General features: G+C 49.4%; 14 protein-coding genes and 1 pseudogene. 8 read left to right on the top strand and 7 right to left on the bottom strand.

Annotated features, from left to right (window positions below; all coding sequences use genetic code 11):
• The 7 genes and pseudogenes from ACOJTG_RS14125 to ACOJTG_RS14095 all read left to right on the top strand — a co-directional run.
• Nucleotides 1-340, top strand: a pseudogene (locus tag ACOJTG_RS14125) (hypothetical protein); the annotation flags it as partial.
• 82 nt (nt 341-422) lie between these two features.
• Nucleotides 423-2,543 (top strand): tetratricopeptide repeat protein, encoded by a 2,121-nt coding sequence (locus ACOJTG_RS14120; RefSeq protein ID WP_420154415.1) that lies wholly within the window; start codon nt 423-425, stop codon nt 2,541-2,543.
• 126 nt (nt 2,544-2,669) lie between these two features.
• The gene (locus tag ACOJTG_RS14115) at nt 2,670-3,539 is read left to right on the top strand and encodes a DUF6438 domain-containing protein (protein ID WP_420154414.1); all 870 of its coding nucleotides are present in this window, start codon (nt 2,670-2,672) and stop codon (nt 3,537-3,539) included.
• 221 nt (nt 3,540-3,760) lie between these two features.
• Nucleotides 3,761-4,222, top strand: coding sequence for an OsmC family protein (locus ACOJTG_RS14110; protein WP_420154413.1), 462 nt, complete (start codon nt 3,761-3,763; stop codon nt 4,220-4,222).
• A gap of 77 nt (nt 4,223-4,299) precedes the next feature.
• Complete coding sequence (locus ACOJTG_RS14105; protein ID WP_420154412.1) at nt 4,300-5,094, top strand: thymidylate synthase; 795 nt, start codon at nt 4,300-4,302, stop codon at nt 5,092-5,094.
• A 309-nt stretch (nt 5,095-5,403) separates the two neighbouring features.
• Nucleotides 5,404-6,159, top strand: coding sequence for a hypothetical protein (locus tag ACOJTG_RS14100; protein ID WP_420154411.1), 756 nt, complete (start codon nt 5,404-5,406; stop codon nt 6,157-6,159).
• 187 nt (nt 6,160-6,346) lie between these two features.
• Nucleotides 6,347-7,459 (top strand): Gfo/Idh/MocA family protein, encoded by a 1,113-nt coding sequence (locus ACOJTG_RS14095; RefSeq protein ID WP_420154410.1) that lies wholly within the window; start codon nt 6,347-6,349, stop codon nt 7,457-7,459.
• A 151-nt stretch (nt 7,460-7,610) separates the two neighbouring features.
• Here ACOJTG_RS14095 and pafA read toward each other — a convergent pair whose 3' ends face one another.
• The gene (gene pafA / locus ACOJTG_RS14090) at nt 7,611-9,263 is read right to left on the bottom strand and encodes an alkaline phosphatase PafA (RefSeq protein WP_420154409.1); all 1,653 of its coding nucleotides are present in this window, start codon (nt 9,261-9,263) and stop codon (nt 7,611-7,613) included.
• A 37-nt stretch (nt 9,264-9,300) separates the two neighbouring features.
• Entirely contained in the window at nt 9,301-9,705 is a 405-nt protein-coding gene (gene arfB / locus ACOJTG_RS14085) for an alternative ribosome rescue aminoacyl-tRNA hydrolase ArfB (RefSeq protein WP_420154408.1), read from the bottom strand.
• 173 nt (nt 9,706-9,878) lie between these two features.
• Between arfB and dinB the strand changes: the two genes are divergently transcribed.
• Nucleotides 9,879-10,955: a DNA polymerase IV gene (dinB, locus tag ACOJTG_RS14080; RefSeq protein WP_420154416.1), complete on the top strand. Its 1,077-nt coding sequence runs from the start codon at nt 9,879-9,881 to the stop codon at nt 10,953-10,955.
• 117 nt (nt 10,956-11,072) lie between these two features.
• On the opposite strand, the gene ACOJTG_RS14075 is transcribed toward dinB, so the two are convergent.
• The 5 genes from ACOJTG_RS14075 to ACOJTG_RS14055 form a co-directional block, all read right to left on the bottom strand.
• Complete coding sequence (locus ACOJTG_RS14075; RefSeq protein WP_420154407.1) at nt 11,073-14,210, bottom strand: efflux RND transporter permease subunit; 3,138 nt, start codon at nt 14,208-14,210, stop codon at nt 11,073-11,075.
• Nucleotides 14,211-14,431: 221 nt separating this feature from the next.
• Nucleotides 14,432-15,481 carry an efflux RND transporter periplasmic adaptor subunit gene (locus tag ACOJTG_RS14070; protein WP_420154406.1) on the bottom strand — a complete coding sequence of 350 codons (1,050 nt, stop codon included), beginning with the start codon at nt 15,479-15,481 and terminating at the stop codon, nt 14,432-14,434.
• A 14-nt stretch (nt 15,482-15,495) separates the two neighbouring features.
• Nucleotides 15,496-16,809: a TolC family protein gene (locus tag ACOJTG_RS14065; RefSeq protein WP_420154405.1), complete on the bottom strand. Its 1,314-nt coding sequence runs from the start codon at nt 16,807-16,809 to the stop codon at nt 15,496-15,498.
• A gap of 102 nt (nt 16,810-16,911) precedes the next feature.
• Nucleotides 16,912-17,523: a TetR/AcrR family transcriptional regulator gene (locus tag ACOJTG_RS14060; protein WP_420154404.1), complete on the bottom strand. Its 612-nt coding sequence runs from the start codon at nt 17,521-17,523 to the stop codon at nt 16,912-16,914.
• 105 nt (nt 17,524-17,628) lie between these two features.
• Nucleotides 17,629-18,384, bottom strand: coding sequence for a type III pantothenate kinase (locus tag ACOJTG_RS14055; protein WP_420154403.1), 756 nt, complete (start codon nt 18,382-18,384; stop codon nt 17,629-17,631).
• Nucleotides 18,385-18,423: the final 39 nt, after the last annotated feature.

Genomic DNA, 18,423 nt, shown 5'->3' with positions numbered 1-18,423 from the left:
GCGGCCCATTGCCCTAGCCAAAGACGGCAACCGGGTGAAACGGTACCTTGCTAATTTTGATAAAGTGGAAGCCCTGATGAAGGAAGTGGAAGAACGGGACCAGCTCCGTCAATTCCAGCCCATTATCACCGGCGAAATGATCATGGACGTCTTCGGTCTGGGGCCATCTAAAGAAGTGGGTCAATTGAAAAACACCATTCGGGAGGCTATTCTGGAGGGTACGTTACCCAACGATTGGGCTCATGCCTATCCGTTTATGATTGAAGCCGGAGCTGCTCTGGGCTTCCAACCCGTAAAAGAATTGACGCCCCCGGCTCCTCGGAAAGACCAAGAATCGTAAAATATCGTTAATTTATAAAGTTCCTTTTTCTCATTCCTGCGGATTTCACGCCTGATTCCGATCCCGAAATTTGTTAGTACGAATGCTTCGTTGGCTAGTCCTTGGTTTACTTTTTGTGGTGCATATCGGTACGGCCCAAACCCGTACGGATTCGCTGCGTAAGCTGAATAATCTAGCCGCCGAACTAGCCAAACGCGGTCGCTACGACCGGGCCGCTCCCCTGCTTAAAGGAGCATTGCAGGTCGAAGCAAGAGATACCCTTCGCTACAACATGGCCCTGGTGGAACTGGCTCAGGGCCATTCGGATCAGGCGAAACAGTGGCTGAGTACGCCCCTGCCCTTTGCCAACGTGGGTTTACAGAAAGGGCTCATTGCTGGTCAGCAGGGTCGTTTTTCGGAAGCCCTGACTTATTTCCGAACCACGCCGGCTACGCCCGAAAATTCGGATGCTCTGTTCTACAATCAGGCTATTGCCCTATGGCGGTCTGCTCCGGAAAAAGCGGATGTGTACCCGCACATTGAACGCTACTTGCAGCAGTCGGTAAGTACAGACCCTAAATCCCGGCTTGCATTAGGACAGTTGATGGCGGCTCAAAACCGCTGGGATGAAGCTGTACGAAACTTTCAGCAGGCTCGTCAGGATGGAGCCGACACGCAGGTACTCTTACGCCTCGGTCACGCCCATCTGGCGTTAAATCAGCCCGAAGAAGCCCTTCAGGTTTTTCAGGAATACTTGGATGCGGGTGGCCGGGAAGGGTATCTGGCTCACCTGGGCATGGCCTATACACACTACCGGAAGGGCGATTACGCCGCCGCCGGAGCCGCTTTTCAACGGGTATTACGCATCCGTCCCAACTCCGCCGAAGCGGCTACGGGTATGGGCCATATTTTGGTCGGTCAGCACCAGGACGGCAAGGCTCTCGCTCAGTATCAGCGAGCCCTCAGCTATGATTCAACGTATGCTCCAGGTCGATTGGGACGGGCGATGGCCTATTACCGGCTGGGACGCTACGCCGAAGCTTGGAAGGATTTTGCGGCGAGTGCTCATATCATCAACCCGGATAATCCGGACTACGCGGATTTTTACCTCTGCCGGGGCTTTACGCTGATTCGCCTGAAAAAGTACCGTAACGCTCTGGCGGAATTTGAAAATGCCCAGAAGTCGAAACCTAACGAAACGGCCGTGTATGCCGGGTTGAGTGAAGCTTACCGCGGACTGGGCGATTTTCAACTGGCCCATCGAAATGTGAACGAGGCCCTGAAACGTGAGCCCAATCACGCCGGACTCCTCACTAACCGGGGAAATTTTCAGTTGAACATTGAGCAATTTAATGACGCTTCTGACGATTATAAACGGGCTATTCAGCTCGATCCCGGCAATATCAATGCTCATAACGGCGTAGCCATCACTGACTTACAAAGCGACCGTATTCCCGAAGCGTTAGTACGTTACGATAGTTTACTACTAAAAAATCCCCGACAGCCGATGCTGTATAATAACCGGGGGATAACGCAGTCGTACCGGGGGCTGCAACTGGAATTTGAAAAGAAAGAAACGGAGGCTCTGGCATCTTACAAAAAATCGCTGGCTGATTTTCAACGGGCGATGTCCATCGATACGGCGGGGGGCTATTACCGGAATAATATCGGTAACGTGTACCGCATTCTTAATCAGAACGATAAGGCTGTAGCCAATTACAATGGATATTTGAGCAAAACGGCCATCAATAATCTCGGCGTTCTGTACGCGGGAACCAAGCAGAAACGCTACTCGTATTACTACATCACCACAGCCCTGCAACTCGATTCTACCAATTTTTCTTTCCTCTACAATCGGGCTAAACTCTACCGAAGCGACTATCCGGATTCACTAACTACGCGGGGGAAATATCTGCGAGCGGAATCGTTTATTTCACCCAACGCCATTGCCCGCAAGTACAGCAAAGACGGCTACATTACCGTTTATCTGTTTGATTATCAATACAACACCTACGAGTTTGAAGGGCAACCCCGCTTTCCCATCAAGGCAGACGCGGGTAAACCCATGGAGTTTCAGACTTTCTTCGATTTTCAGTCCATACCCGAACCGCCGAAACCCGAGCCCGTCCCACGACAGCCGCGTGAATACACGTATCCGAAAGGCAAATCGTTGAAGTCGCCGCGAAAGTCGAAGAATCGGGGGAGTACGGAGTGTCCGGTGTGAGGAGGCGTATTGTTTTGAGTGTAGGGCAGCCGCAGTTTAGATTTTTGAGATTTAAGAATCGGGAGGTTTCAGGCTGGTAGCAGTTTTGTAGTGGAGAGGTCTGAAAATTCAGGTAAAACTTGCCTTATGCAAAAACTTCTCTTCTTACTGGCGTTTCTGGCCTGGGGTTGTACTCGAAAGCCCCAGGATCTTTTCCTTTTACAGGGCGATTGGGTAACCACCAATGCCGTGGTACGTAACTCGTTAAGTGATCAGCCAATAACGTTTTCGTTCGAAGACTCTCTTTGTTCGTACCTTTTTGCCTCGCTGGGTTATTCGAAGTATAGCCTTCAAAATGATACACTCCTGATCGAAACGGTACACCCTCTCCTGGGTAACCATTTCCATGGAACCAAACAGGAGACTTCAAACCCTGCTTTCTCCATTCGAAAACTACAGGCCGATCGGCTTCAACTACAACCCGCCAATGCAGCAACCCAAGCGATTCTTAAGAGATATAATCTTCGGCCAGGACGGGTTTTAAAACTACGGAAACTAACGACCAAGAATCAGATTCGTTTTCGCAAGATTGGGTTTTACAGTACGGGTTGTTTCAGCAGTTGCCCCTGGATGTACCTGGAAATTGATAGTTTGGGACATTTTCTTTTTCAGGGAAAAGAGGATACGAATCCGACCGGTCTGCATCGAGGACAGCTCCCATTGCCATTCGTGAGCCTACTTAATAACAAGTTACAGCAGCTCGATTTGCGTACGTTGAAACCGTATTATGCAGCCAATTGGACGGATGATCAGCAATGGGGACTTCATATTACGTATGCGGATCAATCCACAGAAGTTCATGTGTATGGGTACGATAAAGAGCCACTGGAATTGCGGATTCTTTTTAATCTATTAATGGACTTGTACCACCACCTTGCCTTAACTCCCGATTCAAACGTACTGAAAGCCTTTGAATTTAAGGAGTTTATGAAAGGCAAAATTATTCCTGGGACTTAGCACCCCTTTCGCTGCATTAGTTATCGAACTAAATTAGAAGTTCCTCTCATTGGCGATAAGCCCCGTGGAAAGGTCATAGTAGCCGAGCATCCCCAAGGCAAGATTCCTTCCAGAAGTAACCCTACCTCACCAATTAACAGTACAAGCAAACTACTTTTGCAGGAACGTTGTTAATCCTGTGTTGAAACAGGTAGACCCTAAACGGTAAAATCCCTCCTATCATGCAAGTTGAATTAGTTCGCGTTGATGACGCTTTTCATTTTCAGGCTTCCGGCTCTTCGGAAGCTTCGGTATCTATTGATGCTTCTGAGGCCGTGGGTGGCCATAATGCGGGCGTACGGCCGATGGAGTTGTTACTGATGGGTCTGGGCGGATGTACGGCCATTGATGTGATTCTGGTACTGAAAAAGCAACGCTTACAGATCGAAGATTTTCGCGTCAGTGTATCGGGGGAACGCGAGAAAATTGAAGGTACAGAAATGAGTCCGTTCCGGAAAATCAACCTGCATTATCAAATCAAAGGCAACGTGCCCCAGGAAAAAGCCGAACGAGCCATTCAGCTTTCCATGGAAAAGTACTGCTCAGCTACCGCTCAGTTGTCACCTACGGCTGAGATTACGCATACGCTGACGATTGAAGGCGTAAGTCCTCAGGAAATTCAGGCGGATAGTCTGGCTCAGTAAAGTTTAAGAAGTGTTACCTTTGCCGCCTGAACCCAGACTTCCAGAAGGAGTCAACCGACGTTCAGCACCCAGTATCAATGAAACAATACCAGGATCTACTTCAACATATTCTTGACCACGGTACCCGAAAAACGGACCGTACCGGCACGGGCACCATTTCCGTATTTGGCTACCAGATGCGATTCAATCTGGCCGAGGGATTTCCCCTGGTTACGACGAAGAAGGTCCATACCAAATCGATCATTCATGAACTTTTGTGGTTTCTGAAGGGCGAAACTAATATTCAGTACCTGAAAGAAAACGGCGTGAGTATCTGGGACGAATGGGCCGACGCCGAAGGGAATCTTGGTCCCGTGTACGGAAAGCAGTGGCGGAGCTGGGAAGGCCCCGACGGTCAGGTTATTGACCAGATCACGCAGGCTGTCGATCTGCTCCGCAAATCACCCGATTCCCGTCGCATTCTGGTTTCGGCCTGGAACCCTGCGGACCTTGGACAGATGGCTTTGCAACCCTGCCATGCCTTGTTCCAGTTTTACGTAGCCGATAACAAGCTTTCCTGCCAGTTGTACCAACGCAGTGCGGATGTGTTTCTGGGCGTACCATTCAACATTGCCAGCTACGCATTGCTGACGATGATGATTGCTCAGGTCACGAACCTCGAACTCGGCGATTTCATCTGGACGGGTGGCGATACGCACCTGTACCTCAATCACCTCGAACAGGTGGAGCTACAATTGAGTCGCGAACCACGGCCCCTGCCTACGATGCAACTGAATCCGGATGTAACGGACTTATTTGAATTTAAATACGAAGATTTCAAGCTGGAAAACTACGATCCCTGGCCAGCCATCAAGGCTCCGGTTGCGGTATAAATCAGGACTACAGCGTTGTGCTAAAGCCACGGGATACGGCGTTGTCTCGTGGCTTTATGTTGGTATGCTTGGGGATTTTCTTGGTATGAGATCCAGAACTTGCACCTGTTTTTAGCAAAACCAGGAGTAGTGTGGTTAACCAACGTAAAAAGATGAACGTATCAGATTGCCCATTACCGTGACAGGACCAGGGGTTGTACCCCTGGCTAATTCGATTGAACCCCTTCGGGGTTTGAGGGTTTTAATACGTTAAACTTTTGAAACCCATCCAACTAAATCAAACTCGATCAAACGCCTTTTCTACCTGTCATGTCCACCCTTCTCCTCAAACTGATTCTCATGCCTTCGCTAATTGGTGGCGTTACGCTGGCCGCCCGTCGCTGGGGGAATGTGGTGGGCGGATGGCTGGGCGGTTTTCCCTGGATTGCGGGTCCTATTTCGATTTTTCTGGCTCTGGAACAAAGTAAGACTTTTGCGGCTCAGTCGGCGGCGGGCTCGCTCTTAGGTTGTTTTTCTACTTATGCTTTTGCTTGGCTGTACGCGAAAGGGGCGGCTCGGTTCCACTGGTTTCCGCTGCTGATGGGCTGCTACGCGATGATTTTTGTTTCGTTATATCTGGGCCAGTTTTACTCAGGCAGTATACACGTTTTATTCGTGGCCTTGTTACTGTTCATTGCACTGGTTTACTGGAAGTTTCCGCGACCTACCGTTCCAACGCATATTCCGCCCCCACCCCGTTTTGACCTGCCCTTGCGGATGCTGGTTGCCACGGTTTTTGTCGCGGGAATTACGCAACTGGCGGCCTGGACGGGTCCGGTCTGGAGTGGGTTACTTACTCCTTTTCCGATCATGACTACCTGTCTGGCCGTATTTACACACATCCAGCAGGGCCCCGCCCAATGTGCCCGTATTCTGCGGGGAATGGTCAGCTCCGGCTTTGGCTTCGCGGCTTTTCTGTATGGCGTGGGCTTGTTACTACCCCATACGTCTCTATGGGTGGCATATAGTATAGCCTTACTCTTTTCTTCGTTGACCAACCTGTTGACCTTGAAGTTTTTAAGGTAGTCTATAACTCTGAAGGCTGCTTTTACGCAAATGGATACGTTTTGCGGAAGGAAAATGTTTTAGACTCATCGCTGGTACAGGATTTTCGCCGAATGTTTTGAGGGTTCAATAAGAAAAACTCATTTTTGAGTGCGTATCCGTCGGTTCGCCGACTCGCCTGTTTAACCTCAAGCTAAAACATTTCTCTATGCATTCACGTCGCGACTTTCTACAAAAGCTGACGGCTTCGGCCATTACCTTACCCTTTTTACCGACTTCTACTTCGCTGGAAGAATTTTATAGCAAGCCCTACGATGGCCCGGTTTTACGCGTGGCCATTATGGGTCTGGGTGGTTACGGTAGCCGCGTGGCGGAAGCCATGCAATCCAGTAAAATGGCGAAGCTGGTGGGCGTTATCAGCGGTACGCCGTCGAAGATTAAAGACTGGCAGTCGAAATATAAGATTCCCGAAAAGAACTGTTACAACTACGAGAACTTCGACCAGATCAAGAATAACGCAGACATTGATGCCGTCTATGTCATTACGCCCAACGCCTTACACCATGACCAAGTCATTCGTGTAGCCAAGGCCGGTAAACACGTGATCTGTGAAAAACCAATGGCTATCAATGCTAAAGAAGGCCAGGAAATGGTAGACGCCTGCAAAAAGGCGAACGTCAAGCTGCTAGTGGGTTACCGCATGCACTTCGAGCCACATACGCTGGAAATCGTACGGATGCGAAAAGCGGGCGAACTCGGAAAAATCACCTTCTTCCAGGGACTTTCTGGCTTTAAAATTGGCGACCCCAGTCAGTGGCGAATGAACAAACAACTCGCGGGCGGTGGTTCGATGATGGATATTGGTATCTACGCCATTAACGGTTCCCGCTATATGGTAGGCGAAGAACCCATTTGGGTAACGGCTCAGGAAACGAAAACCGATCCGCAAAGATTCAAGGAAGGCGTTGATGAGACGATTACGTTCCAACTGGGCTTTCCCGGTGGAGCCGTAGCATCCTGTCTTTCAAGCTACAACATCAATAACCTAGACCGTTTCTTCCTGACGGGGGATAATGGTTTCGCTGAATTGTTTCCCGCTACGGGATACGGTCCTATCAAAGGCCGGACGCACAAAGGTGAACTGAATCAGCCCATCGTGACGCACCAGACCGTACAAATGGACGAAATGGCGGCGATCATTCTTCAGGGTAAACAACCCATCGTACCCGTCGATGGTGAAGAGGGCGTAAAAGATCTAAAAATCATCGACGCGATCTATGCAGCGGTGAAATCGGGGAAAAAGGAGAATCTTAAGCTTTGATTCGTTTTGTGTTTTCAGTATAGACCAGTGTTAGAAATGGTGTTTTGCCACGAAGGCACCAGGACACGCTGTTTCACAATAAAAAGGCCTGTCTTTGAGTATACTCCTCAAAGACAGGCCTTTTCATTAACTGAAAACAGAAAACTGCAAACTACTTGATTTGCCCCACCATGTCCAGCACTGGTTTACCTACGCAACCACTGGGTTCGAGGATGTCGAGCAGGTAGGATACCGTTGCAGCAATGTCGGCTACGTGAGTCGAGGCCCCCGTACGACCGTGTGGGATTTTCCAGCCGTAGAACAGGCAAGGTACGTGTGAATCGTAGTTGTAGAGCGTACCGTGGCCCGTACCCGCTTTGGTGTAGCCATCCTGCCAGCCGGGTTCGGAGACGAGCATAAAATCCCCACCCCGACGCGGGTGATAGCCATTCTTTACAAAGTACGCCTGATTGTCGTTCATGGAAACGGCTTCCAATGAATGCAGGTTGATGAAGTTAGCTACCCCTTTCATTTGCACGATGGAATCACGTAGCATGGGATATACATCTGAATAGGTCAGTTTTTTCGCTTTTAGTACGGCCGGGTTCAGGTATAACTGATAGTTGCCGTAGTACTGAATCCAATCGGCTTCACCGTACGCTTTGTTCAATACATCGCGGGCCTTCACCGTCACTTTGTCGAGTGAACCGGCGGCAATGTGGTGTTCGTTCGAGAAGCCCCATACGTCTGCTACGCCGTGATCCGCGGAGAGGAAAACGAGTACATTCTCTTTACCCACCCAGCTGTCGAGGAAGGTTAATAATTCTTCAATATCCTTGTCCAGACGCAGATAGGTATCCTGCGTTTCAATCGAGTTAGGACCAAAACTGTGACCTACGTAATCCGTCGAAGAAAAGCTGACGGCCAGGAAATCCGTAACGCTGCCTTTGCCCAACTTCTCGTTTTTGAGAGCCTCCAGAGCAAAGTCTTTCGTAATACTGTTACCAAAAGGCGTTTTCCGGAAGTTCTCGTAGAAGCTCTGGAACGTACCGCCTACTTCGTGCGGGAATACGGGTTTCTTTTCGCCCGGAATCGGCTGTTCGTACGGCATATCATCGGCGGTACTTTCGGTGTACTGCTCGATGGGCAACAGCGTCGTCCAGGGTTTTTCCAGGTATTTATTCGCCAGTTTTTTTGCGTTGAAATCTTTCACCCACTGGGGAACGTCTTTCATGTAAAACGTACTGGTGATAAAGCTTCCGTCGCGGGAATCGAACCAATAAGCTCCGTCGGCCGTGTGGCCCGCCGGAATAATCGCTCCGCGATCTTTCTGCGAAACGCCAATGACTTTTGATTTAAAGTTGGTCGCGATTTTCAGCTGATCGGTGATCGTGCTGGCGAGTACATTGCGGGGAGACATCCGACCCGCCGTAGAAGGATTTCCACCCGCCGTAACGACCGTGGTATCTTCCGTACAATAGACATCTCGACCCAAGCTACGGTCAAACCAGTCATTGCCCACAATCCCGTGAATGGCCGGAACGGAGCCCGTATAAATGGAGGTATGTCCGGGTGCCGTGATCGTCGGCATGTAATTGTAATGCGTGTACGCACAATTGAAGCCTTCGCCTAAAAGCCGCTTGAAACCGCCTTTTCCGTATTTTTCTGAATACCGGAACAGAAAGTCATATCGCATCTGATCGACTACAATCCCTACCACCAGCTTGGGACGGTCAGGCATGGTTCGCTGTACGCTTTTCTTGGTTTGTGCCACTAACAACAGAGGACTTAGCAGCAATAGAAAACTAAGTTTGAAAGAATGCATGTGGAAATCGTTTGTAACAAAATTAATAATAAGGCGTTTACTCTTCCCAGTTTTTGCGACTACGGGACGCTTTCCGCTCCGAAGCCAGCCGTTTGGACTGGAGCCTTTCCTGCGTGGAGGCTTTGGTGGGTTTAGTGGCTTTGCGTACGCGAGGTTCGCGAAAAGCTTTTTCCAAAACTGCGTATAACTTCTTGACGGCCTGCTCTTTATTCGTAAGCTGACTACGCGACTGTTGAGCCGTTATAATGAGTTCACCCTGGGTACTGAGCTGCGAGGCCAGACGTTGTTGTAACTTCTGTTTTTGCTCGTCCGTTAGAATTTGGGAAGTTTGAATATTGAGACGAACTTCCACTTTGCTTTCAACCTTATTTACATTCTGACCACCCGGTCCGGAGGAACGACTGGTCTGAAATTGGAGTTCGGGGTATAGATCGGGTAACATTTTAGTTTTCAGTTTACGGTTTTTAGTTTTCAGTTAAAACCAACTTATGGAAGCTTTCGTGTTGTCCTTGGCAAGTTTCAAACTTTAGTATTTGCTCTAATTACGTTCACAGCAAAGGAATCTTCGAAAAACGGAAAACAGCGAACTGAAAACTTTCCAAAGGTACACACTGAATTTTGGCAACATTTAGGAAAATCATACATATTGACATGGACGCTTTCTACGCCAGCGTCGAACAGCGGGATAATCCGGAGCTGCGGGGGAAACCGCTGGCGGTGGGCGGTAGCCGTGAACGGGGTGTGGTGGCGGCAGCTAGTTACGAAGCCCGCAAGTACGGCGTTCGCTCGGCGATGGCCTCGGTGACGGCGTTACGTAAGTGTCCGCACCTGCTTTTTGTCCGGCCGCGATTTGATGTGTATAAGGCGGTTTCGGCACAAATCCGCGAAATTTTCGCCCGCTATACGCCTATGATTGAACCGCTTTCGCTGGATGAGGCCTACCTCGACGTTACCGAAAACCTGAAAGGGATCGAAACGGCTACGCAAATTGCTCAGGAGATCAAAGACCAGATTCGGGAAGAAACCGGACTGACGGCTTCAGCGGGGGTTTCATTTAACAAATTTCTGGCTAAAATCGCTTCCGACTATAACAAGCCGGATGGTCTTTTCATCATTAAACCCAAACAGGCAGAAGCGTTTGTGGCGGGCTTACACGTCAAGGATTTTCACGGCATCGGCAAGGTTACCGCCGAGAAAATGCACAAAATGGGCATTTTTACCGGAGCCGATCTGAAGGCTCAGCCGCTAGAGGTATTAGTGAAACATTTTGGAAAAGTGGGACGCTGGTACTACCAGATTGCCCGGGGGCAGGATGATCGGCTGGTCAATCCCGACCGGATTCGGAAGTCCATTGGAGCCGAAGAAACCTTTTCGACGGATCTGGAAGACGTGGAATTGTTACTCAATGAACTCTGGCCCATTACAGAGGAAGTCTGGCGACGAGCCGAGCGGGCTCAGGCGTACGGCAAAACGGTAACGCTGAAAGTGAAGTTCGGTGATTTTGAACAGATTACTCGCAGTCGAACCAGCCTGCAACCCATTACCGAACAAGCGTTTTACGAACGTATGGTACGGGAGCTATTCGAGGGAATTTTTCCGCTCCGCATGGGTATTCGGCTTATGGGGGTTACGCTGTCGAACCTGGAGCGGGCAGATGAATGGGATGGGCGGCAGCTGACGTTTCATTTTTAATAAACGGGTTGAAATCGCTTCTACCAACGAATCAAGCTTCATCCCTTTTCACCGCCTCTTACCCTTACCCAAATAAAAGGGTGCCTTCCTTTCGAAAGACACCCTTATTTTCACGGCTTAAACAGGTACTGACTCTAATTCTTCTACTTTTTTCTTTTGCTTACTCCCCCATTTTTCACGTACCCGATCAACCAGGTAATAAATCATGGGTACCAGGAATATGGTCAAAATCATCGAACTGGTTAATCCACCAATCAACACCCAGGCCAGAGAGTTTTTCCACTCCGAACCAGCCCCGGCCGCCAGTGCGATAGGTAACATCCCGATTACCATGGCAATGGTGGTCATCAGAATGGGTCGCAGACGTTCTTCTCCGGCGTGAATAATGGCCTCTTTGTAATGCATGCCCTGAGCTTTGAGCTGGTTGGCAAAGTCCACAATCAAAATGGCGTTTTTCATAACCAGACCCATCAACATCAACATACCCAGCATCGCGAAGATGCTCATGTTGGAGGAGGACAGAGCCAGAGCAATCATTGCTCCAATGATGGCCACAGGGATGGAGAACAATACAACCAGTGGATAAATAAAGCTGTCGTACAGTAAGACCATGATGAAGTACACCAGCATCAAAGCAGCCACCATGGCCAGTCCCAGCGAGCCGAATCCTTCACTCTGACTCTTGGCATCGCCACCCCAGCTCAACGTTACGTTAGCTGGAAGCGGATTTTTCGCCAAATCTTCATTGATCGTGTTGATCAGCGTACCGGATCCTACGCCAAGCGTATTCCCCGTAATCGTAACGGAGGTACGGCGGTTTTTGCGTTCGAGCAACGAAGGCCCGCTACCCAGACGCACGTCGGCAAACTCGGCCAGCCGTACCGGACGATTCGCGATCGGACTGAAGAAGGTAATGTTCTTCACGGCTTCGGGATCTTTCCGGTCAAAGGCGTCGAGCATAATCCGAATGTCGTAATCTTCGCTACCCTCGCGGTATTTCGAATCATCGTTACCGGCAAAGGCATTTTGCAGCAAGCCACCCACGGTCTGAATATTCAGGCCCAGTTTTGCCATTTTTTCCCGGTCAATGTTGACTTGTACCTCGGGATTTCCGGCTTCTACCGAAACCTTCACGTCATTGGCACCCGGCGTCTTTTTCAGACGATCGGCAACCTGCCCCGCGGTTTTCATTAAATCGTCGAGGTTGTCCCCGCTCAGAATCATTTCAATCGGTGAACCTCCGGAGTTGACCATCCCGATTACGGAAGAGGTAAATTCAATACCCGGAAAACGCTCCGACAGCTCCTTACGCGTTTCAATCATGTACTTTTCCGTGGGCAACTGGTTTGGCCGTTCCTCCGCCGGAGCCAGCTCAATGGTCAGCTCCGTCCGGTTGGTTTCCCCCTGTCCGGTACTCGACATGCCCGTACTGGCACCCGCCACGTTAGCGAAAATGGTTTCTACTTCCGGTTTCTTCCTCAGGTAATCTTCAATGCTACGGGCCGTCAGGTTGTTTTGCTGCAGGGAGGCACTTTTATCCAGCTTCATCGTCAGCAGAAACTTGCCCTGATCCCCCTGAGCCACGAATTCCTGTCCGATAATACCCAGACCCATCACCCAGCCCGTCGCTACGAAAATGGCAATCAGGATTCCGGTAAAGGCAATTTTGTGACCAATCACCCAAACGAGCGTACGCTGGTACCAGTTGGATAAACCCGTCAATCCGCGTTCAAACCACAACAGAAAAGCGTGGAAAGGATTCTTCGGATTCAGGTGTTCCAGCCGGGCAATTCGGGACGTCAGATACGGCGTTAGCGTAAAACTAACCAGCAAACTGACCATCGTCGAAAACGCTACCGTTAACGAGAACTGACGTAACAAGTCGGCAATGATCGAGCTAACCATGGTAATGGGTACGAATACCACCACAATCACCAGCGTCAGAGCTACGGCCGCAAAGCCAATTTCCTTCACCCCATCAAGCGTCGCCTGCCAACGATTTTTACCCATTTCCAGGTGTCGCTGAATATTTTCCAGTACTACAATCGAGTCATCGACCAGAATACCGATTACCAGCGAAAGGGCCAGCAGGGTCATCAGGTTGAGCGAATAACCCATGACGTACATGAAAAGGAAGGCCGAAACCAACGAAGCCGGTACAGAAATCATGACAATAATGGCGTTCCGAATACTATGCAGGAAGAGCAGCATTACCACCGCTACCAGGACAACGGCCAGAATCAAATCGTGCGTAACGGCCTCTACGGACTCCAGCGTGAACGTACTGCTGTCGTAGGCAATCGTAAAATGTACGTTATCTTTCGCGTTCTCTTTTTCAATGGTGGCCAGTCGTTCCTGAATCAGGCGACTGATTTCCACCGCGTTGGCATCGGATTGTTTCTTGATGAACATCCCAATCCCGTTTTGTCCGTTGAAACGACTGATACTTTCCGTATCAGCCAGTCCATCCGTAACCGTAGCCACATCTTTGACGCGAATCGGACTTCCGTTGGGGGGCGTTGCCACCACCAGATTCCGAATGTCGTCCATGGAGGAAAACTTACCGGCCAGCTTCAGCGTAATCTGCTCGGAGGAGCTTTTGACTTTCCCCGTCGGAAATTCCATATTGGCCTGATTGATGGCCTGCGTTACCTGCAACAGCGAAATACCGTAGTAGTTGAGCTTATCGTCGTTGACGTTCACCCGTACTTCACGTTTGTCGCCCCCGACCATCGTGATTTCAGCGACACCGGGTACCTGTTGCATCAGAGGCAGGTATCGGTCCTCTACCTGCTGGTAGAACACTTCGTTCGGCAGACTGGACGTAGCCAATAACTGCATAATCGGCTGATCGCTGGGTGAAATTTTCGACAACGAAGGCGTTTCGGCGTCGTCTGGAAGGTCGCTCACCATGTTGTTGATCTTCCGCTGGGTTTCATCCAGAGCGTTGTCAATGTCCGTACCCGCTTTGAATTCCACAATCACCAGCGAAGCACTTTCCAGTGACTTGGTGGTAATGTTATCGATGTTGTCGAGGCCCGATACGGCGTCCTCGATTTTCTTACTTACTTCCGATTCTACTTCGGACGGAGCAGCCCCCGGATATACCGTGGTGATGGTTACGACCGGAATGGAAAACTCGGGCATCAGCTCGTAGCTGAGCAGCCGATACGAAGCAAACCCTCCGAGCGTGAGTATCGCAAACAGTACGATAATCATGGAAGGCCGCTTGATGATGGTTTCTATAAAATTCATATCCTGTGCTAGTTGTACTGGAAAGGTTTGACGGGTGGTTGGAGAATGTTGGAATGGTTAAAGAAGGTTTAATTCGTTTGAGGGTATGAGCTCTGGAATCACTTTTCTGTATTCACTCCACTGAATGGCTTCTTCTGTTCTCCCAGTCAAACCATTCCAGTCTACCTTTTTACCAACCGCTCAAACCTTCTCAAACGAATCAAACTTCTCAAACTACTACCTTATTGAGCAACCACCGGGGTACCGTTCTGGAGGTTGATTTGTCCACTAACGACGACCTGTTCGCCCGCCTGCAAGCCTTTCGTAATCTCGTAGTAATCGTTCGTCGTCGCTCCGATTTGTACGTCACGCAGGATGGCTGTTCCATTTTCAACCACGTACAATTGCGGCTGCTTGGTCGAGCCGATGATCGCTTGACGCGGTACGGATAGACTCTGACCTTTCAATTCGCTGGTATTGGCAATCGTACCGTACATACCCGCCCGTAAGGCATGAGCACTGGAATTGGCTACGGAAATTTCGATGGGGTAATTATGAGCGGCATCGCCCTGAGCACCGATTAATGACACGCGGCCTTTGAACTCAGTATCAGGATATACTTCGGTTTTCACCGCAATACTTTGGCCCATCCGGAATTGGTTGATGGCTTTTTCCGGGACCTGTACCACCAGTTTCAGCGTAGAGATATCCGTTACTTTCGCCAACGGCGTACCTGGTGAAACGATCGATCCTTTCTCCACCATTTTGGACGTTACAATACCCGAGAACGGAGCCGTAATCGTCGTATTTGCCAGTTGTTTTTGTAACTGCTTCACCTGAGCCTGCGTAGCCCGGATGTTGAGCTGCGTTTTCTCGATGTTGACCGCGGGCGTCGCATCCCCTTTCACCAACGCTTCGTAGCGTTTCAGGTCATTTTTATACCCTTCAATCTGTACTTCCAAGGCTTCGATCTGGTAGCGAAGCTGATCGTCGTCGAGTTTGGCCACGAGTTTTCCGGCTCCTACGGCCTGCCCTTCCACAATGGGTAACTGGACAATTTCACCCCCGGCTTGCGGACGAATTTCAATTTCCCGATTCGCCTCAAACGAACCTAAAAACTGCGATTCAAGCGACAGATCGCGTACTTCGGCTTTGGCCGTACGCACGCCCACTTTCAGGTTCGGATTGGGTTTGTATACTTTTTCGGCAACTTTTTCCTTATTATCCAGCAGTTTCCAGGCCGTCAGCCCCAGCGTAGACACGAGGGCAATGGCTACAATTATTCGTTTCATAGGAGTGTTTTGATCTATTTAGTGATGAGATTTCCGGTTGCTTTCCGCCAGTCGAGTTCGGCCGTACGGAGTTTGACCAATGAACTCAGATAGTTATTTTGAGCTTCCCGCAGGGAATTTTCGGTCTGAATGAGGTTACTGATGTCAATGGTACCTTCCTTGAATTGCAGCTGCGTTTGCTCGTATACTTTCTGAGCCAGTCGCACTTGTTCATCGGACGTTTTCAGGTTTTGCTGCTGAACGGTCATCTGTGTACGAGCGTTGGAAATGTCCATACTGATCGATTCTTTGGTCTTCTGAAGATCGAGCGATAACTGTTGTCCTTCCAGTTGTTTCTGAGCCAGCTTGTTCCGGCGGGTGAAGCCATCGAAAATGCTCCAGTTCACCTGTAAGCCCAACCAGTACGCGGGAATGCCTTTGATGTAAGATTCATTACCACCGATGGCAAATACGCTGTGATTGGCCACGCCGTACGCGGAAACCGTCGGCAGAAATCCTGCTTTGATGTTACGTTGTTCCAGGGTATTCGCCACCTGCTGACGATCCAATAATAGTAGTTCGGTACGGTTCAATCCGCTTTCTTCCGCCGTCGGTACGACAATCGCCGTTTCCTCGATTCGCTGTTCAATTTCGATCGTTTCGGTCTGTGGAATACCGGCCAGAAACTTGAGCATATTCAGCATACGAGCATAGTCGGCTTTCAGCGATTCAATCTGCGTTTGCATGGAAACCTTATTCAGCCGCAGCCGATCTACGTCGATGCCCTTGGCCATTTGTTGCTGAAACTGCAAATCCGTAATTTGAATGGAGCGATCCAGGGCCTTGATGTTTCCTTCAAGAAACTGAACCTGCTGAGCAACGGTCTGAGCATTGAAATACGTAGCTCCGACGTTGTAGGCGATGTCTTCTCGGGTGCGACGAATCTGTAAATCAGCGACTTCCCGACCCACTTTTGCGGCTTTCAGACCAATCATCAGCGAAGGATTATACAGAATCTGATTGGCTTGTACCGTGCTTCCCAGGTTCCAGGGTAGTCCAAAAGCCGCCGCTGAATACGATCCTTCCGGGCCCCCAAAAGCTGATAAAGGAATGACCTGAGCCGGAATCTTGATGTAATACTTGTAGTCGCCCGCAAAATTTACCTGCGGTAAGGCGGACGAACGAACTTCTTTGATACGAGCGTCCGTAATCTCGCGTTCGAGCTGAATAGACCGGACGTCCAGATTGTGCGTCAGAGCTCTGTCGGTTAGGTCAGCCAGCGTCAGTTTCTGAGCCCAAACGCCCGAACTGAGCAGGAATAGGCAAACAATCAGGGGAAGGCGTAACATTGTATTATTTGATTAAAATAGATAATTTAAACGTTTGTTTAAATTAAGATTAAAAGAAAAGCCCCACGTAAACCGGGGCTTGTACAGGGGAAAAAGACTAATTTATTTCTTGAATAAATATTTACAGAGCATGTCTTTGATGATCCTTTTTTGTTCGCGGGCGAAGGTTAGAAATTCGGATTCGTCGACCTGAAACAAATGCATGTGGAGTTCCCGTCCGACAAAAATCTGCTGAATAAGCCCGAATATCAGCGGTAGCATGTGTTCCGCAGATACATTTGTGATGGTGCCCTTTTCCACTTCTTCCTGGAACTGTTGGATGAAACCGCCTTCCAGCAAGTGGCAGCCTACGCCCGTTTTCTCCGCGAAACTCTTCGGATCCCGACGACATTCATTCATCAGGAACATGGATAGATTGGGATTGGCCGCCTGCGTTTCAAACATGTGATCAATCAGTCCCATTAACTTCTCTTGCATCGGAATGGGCTTGTCCAGAATCGCCTGAACACTCTGTATTGCCTCTTTCAACAATGACTCGTATACCAGCCAGAACAGCTTCTCCTTACTTCGAAAATAGTAATTCGTCAAAGCCGTATTGATCTGGGCCGCTTCGGCAATATCCCGAATCGTTGTACCCTCATAACCTTTTTCCAGGAAGATGCGTTGAGCCGCTTCCTTAATCTTTTCCTCGGTATCGTTTTGGGTCGTCGTCATACAGTGATGCAAATAAAAACCAGAAGAATCATTTCTTCCAAATAAAATTTAAACAATCGTTTAAAATAAACGTTCAATTATAGATATTGTTTTTAAAGTTCAATTTTACAATTTATCGCCAATGATTTTCAGACCATTAAGTGTCAAATTAATATCTACTTCTTCAAATAGTTCGTGTAAAGGTTTCAGGACGGAGGAAAGGCCTCCCGTGGCCAGTACCTTACACGGTCCTACTTCTTTCTGAATCTGAAATAATTGTTCCTTCACTAAACCTACGTAGCCCCACAGGATTCCGGCCTGAATGGCGTGTACGGTGTTCTTCCCGATGGCTGACGCGGGCATTTCCAGCGGCACTTCGGGCAGCTGAGCGGTATTGGCAAAAAGGGAACGCAGGGCCGTTTTGATTCCTGGTACGATATTCACGCCCACAATCCGGGCTTCGCTGACGACGGTAAACGTTAGAGCCGTACCAAAATCCACGACGACACTATTTTGTTGGTACGTTTCCCAGGCATAGACGGCATTGCACACCAGGTCAGTACCGATCTCGCGGGGGCTGGCGATACCCAGGCCCAGCAGTGGATACAGATCCGGCCCTACCACGAAAGGCTCAAGCTGGAATAATTCTGTTACTAAACTGCGAATCAAACCCGTCTCCCCCGGTACCACGCTACTGATCCCCACCCGGGTGATGTCACTGATTTTCAAATCATTTTCCAGAAAAAGCGTACGTACGCGTACTTCGTAATCCGCCGAACGTGTGCTATAATGCGTAGGAATGCGAAACTGGCACCGCCAGCCCGAACCCGGATGGACTCCAAAAACAATATCAGTATTACCGACGTCGATGGCGAGAAACATGCAATGATCTAAATGTTGAAGCGGTTGCCAGATCGGCAA

This window comes from Siphonobacter sp., assembly GCF_048595215.1.
GTDB lineage: Bacteria > Bacteroidota > Bacteroidia > Cytophagales > Spirosomataceae > Siphonobacter.
The sequence above is the reverse complement of the archived record's forward strand: the minus strand, read 5'-3'. Positions and strand labels throughout refer to the sequence as shown.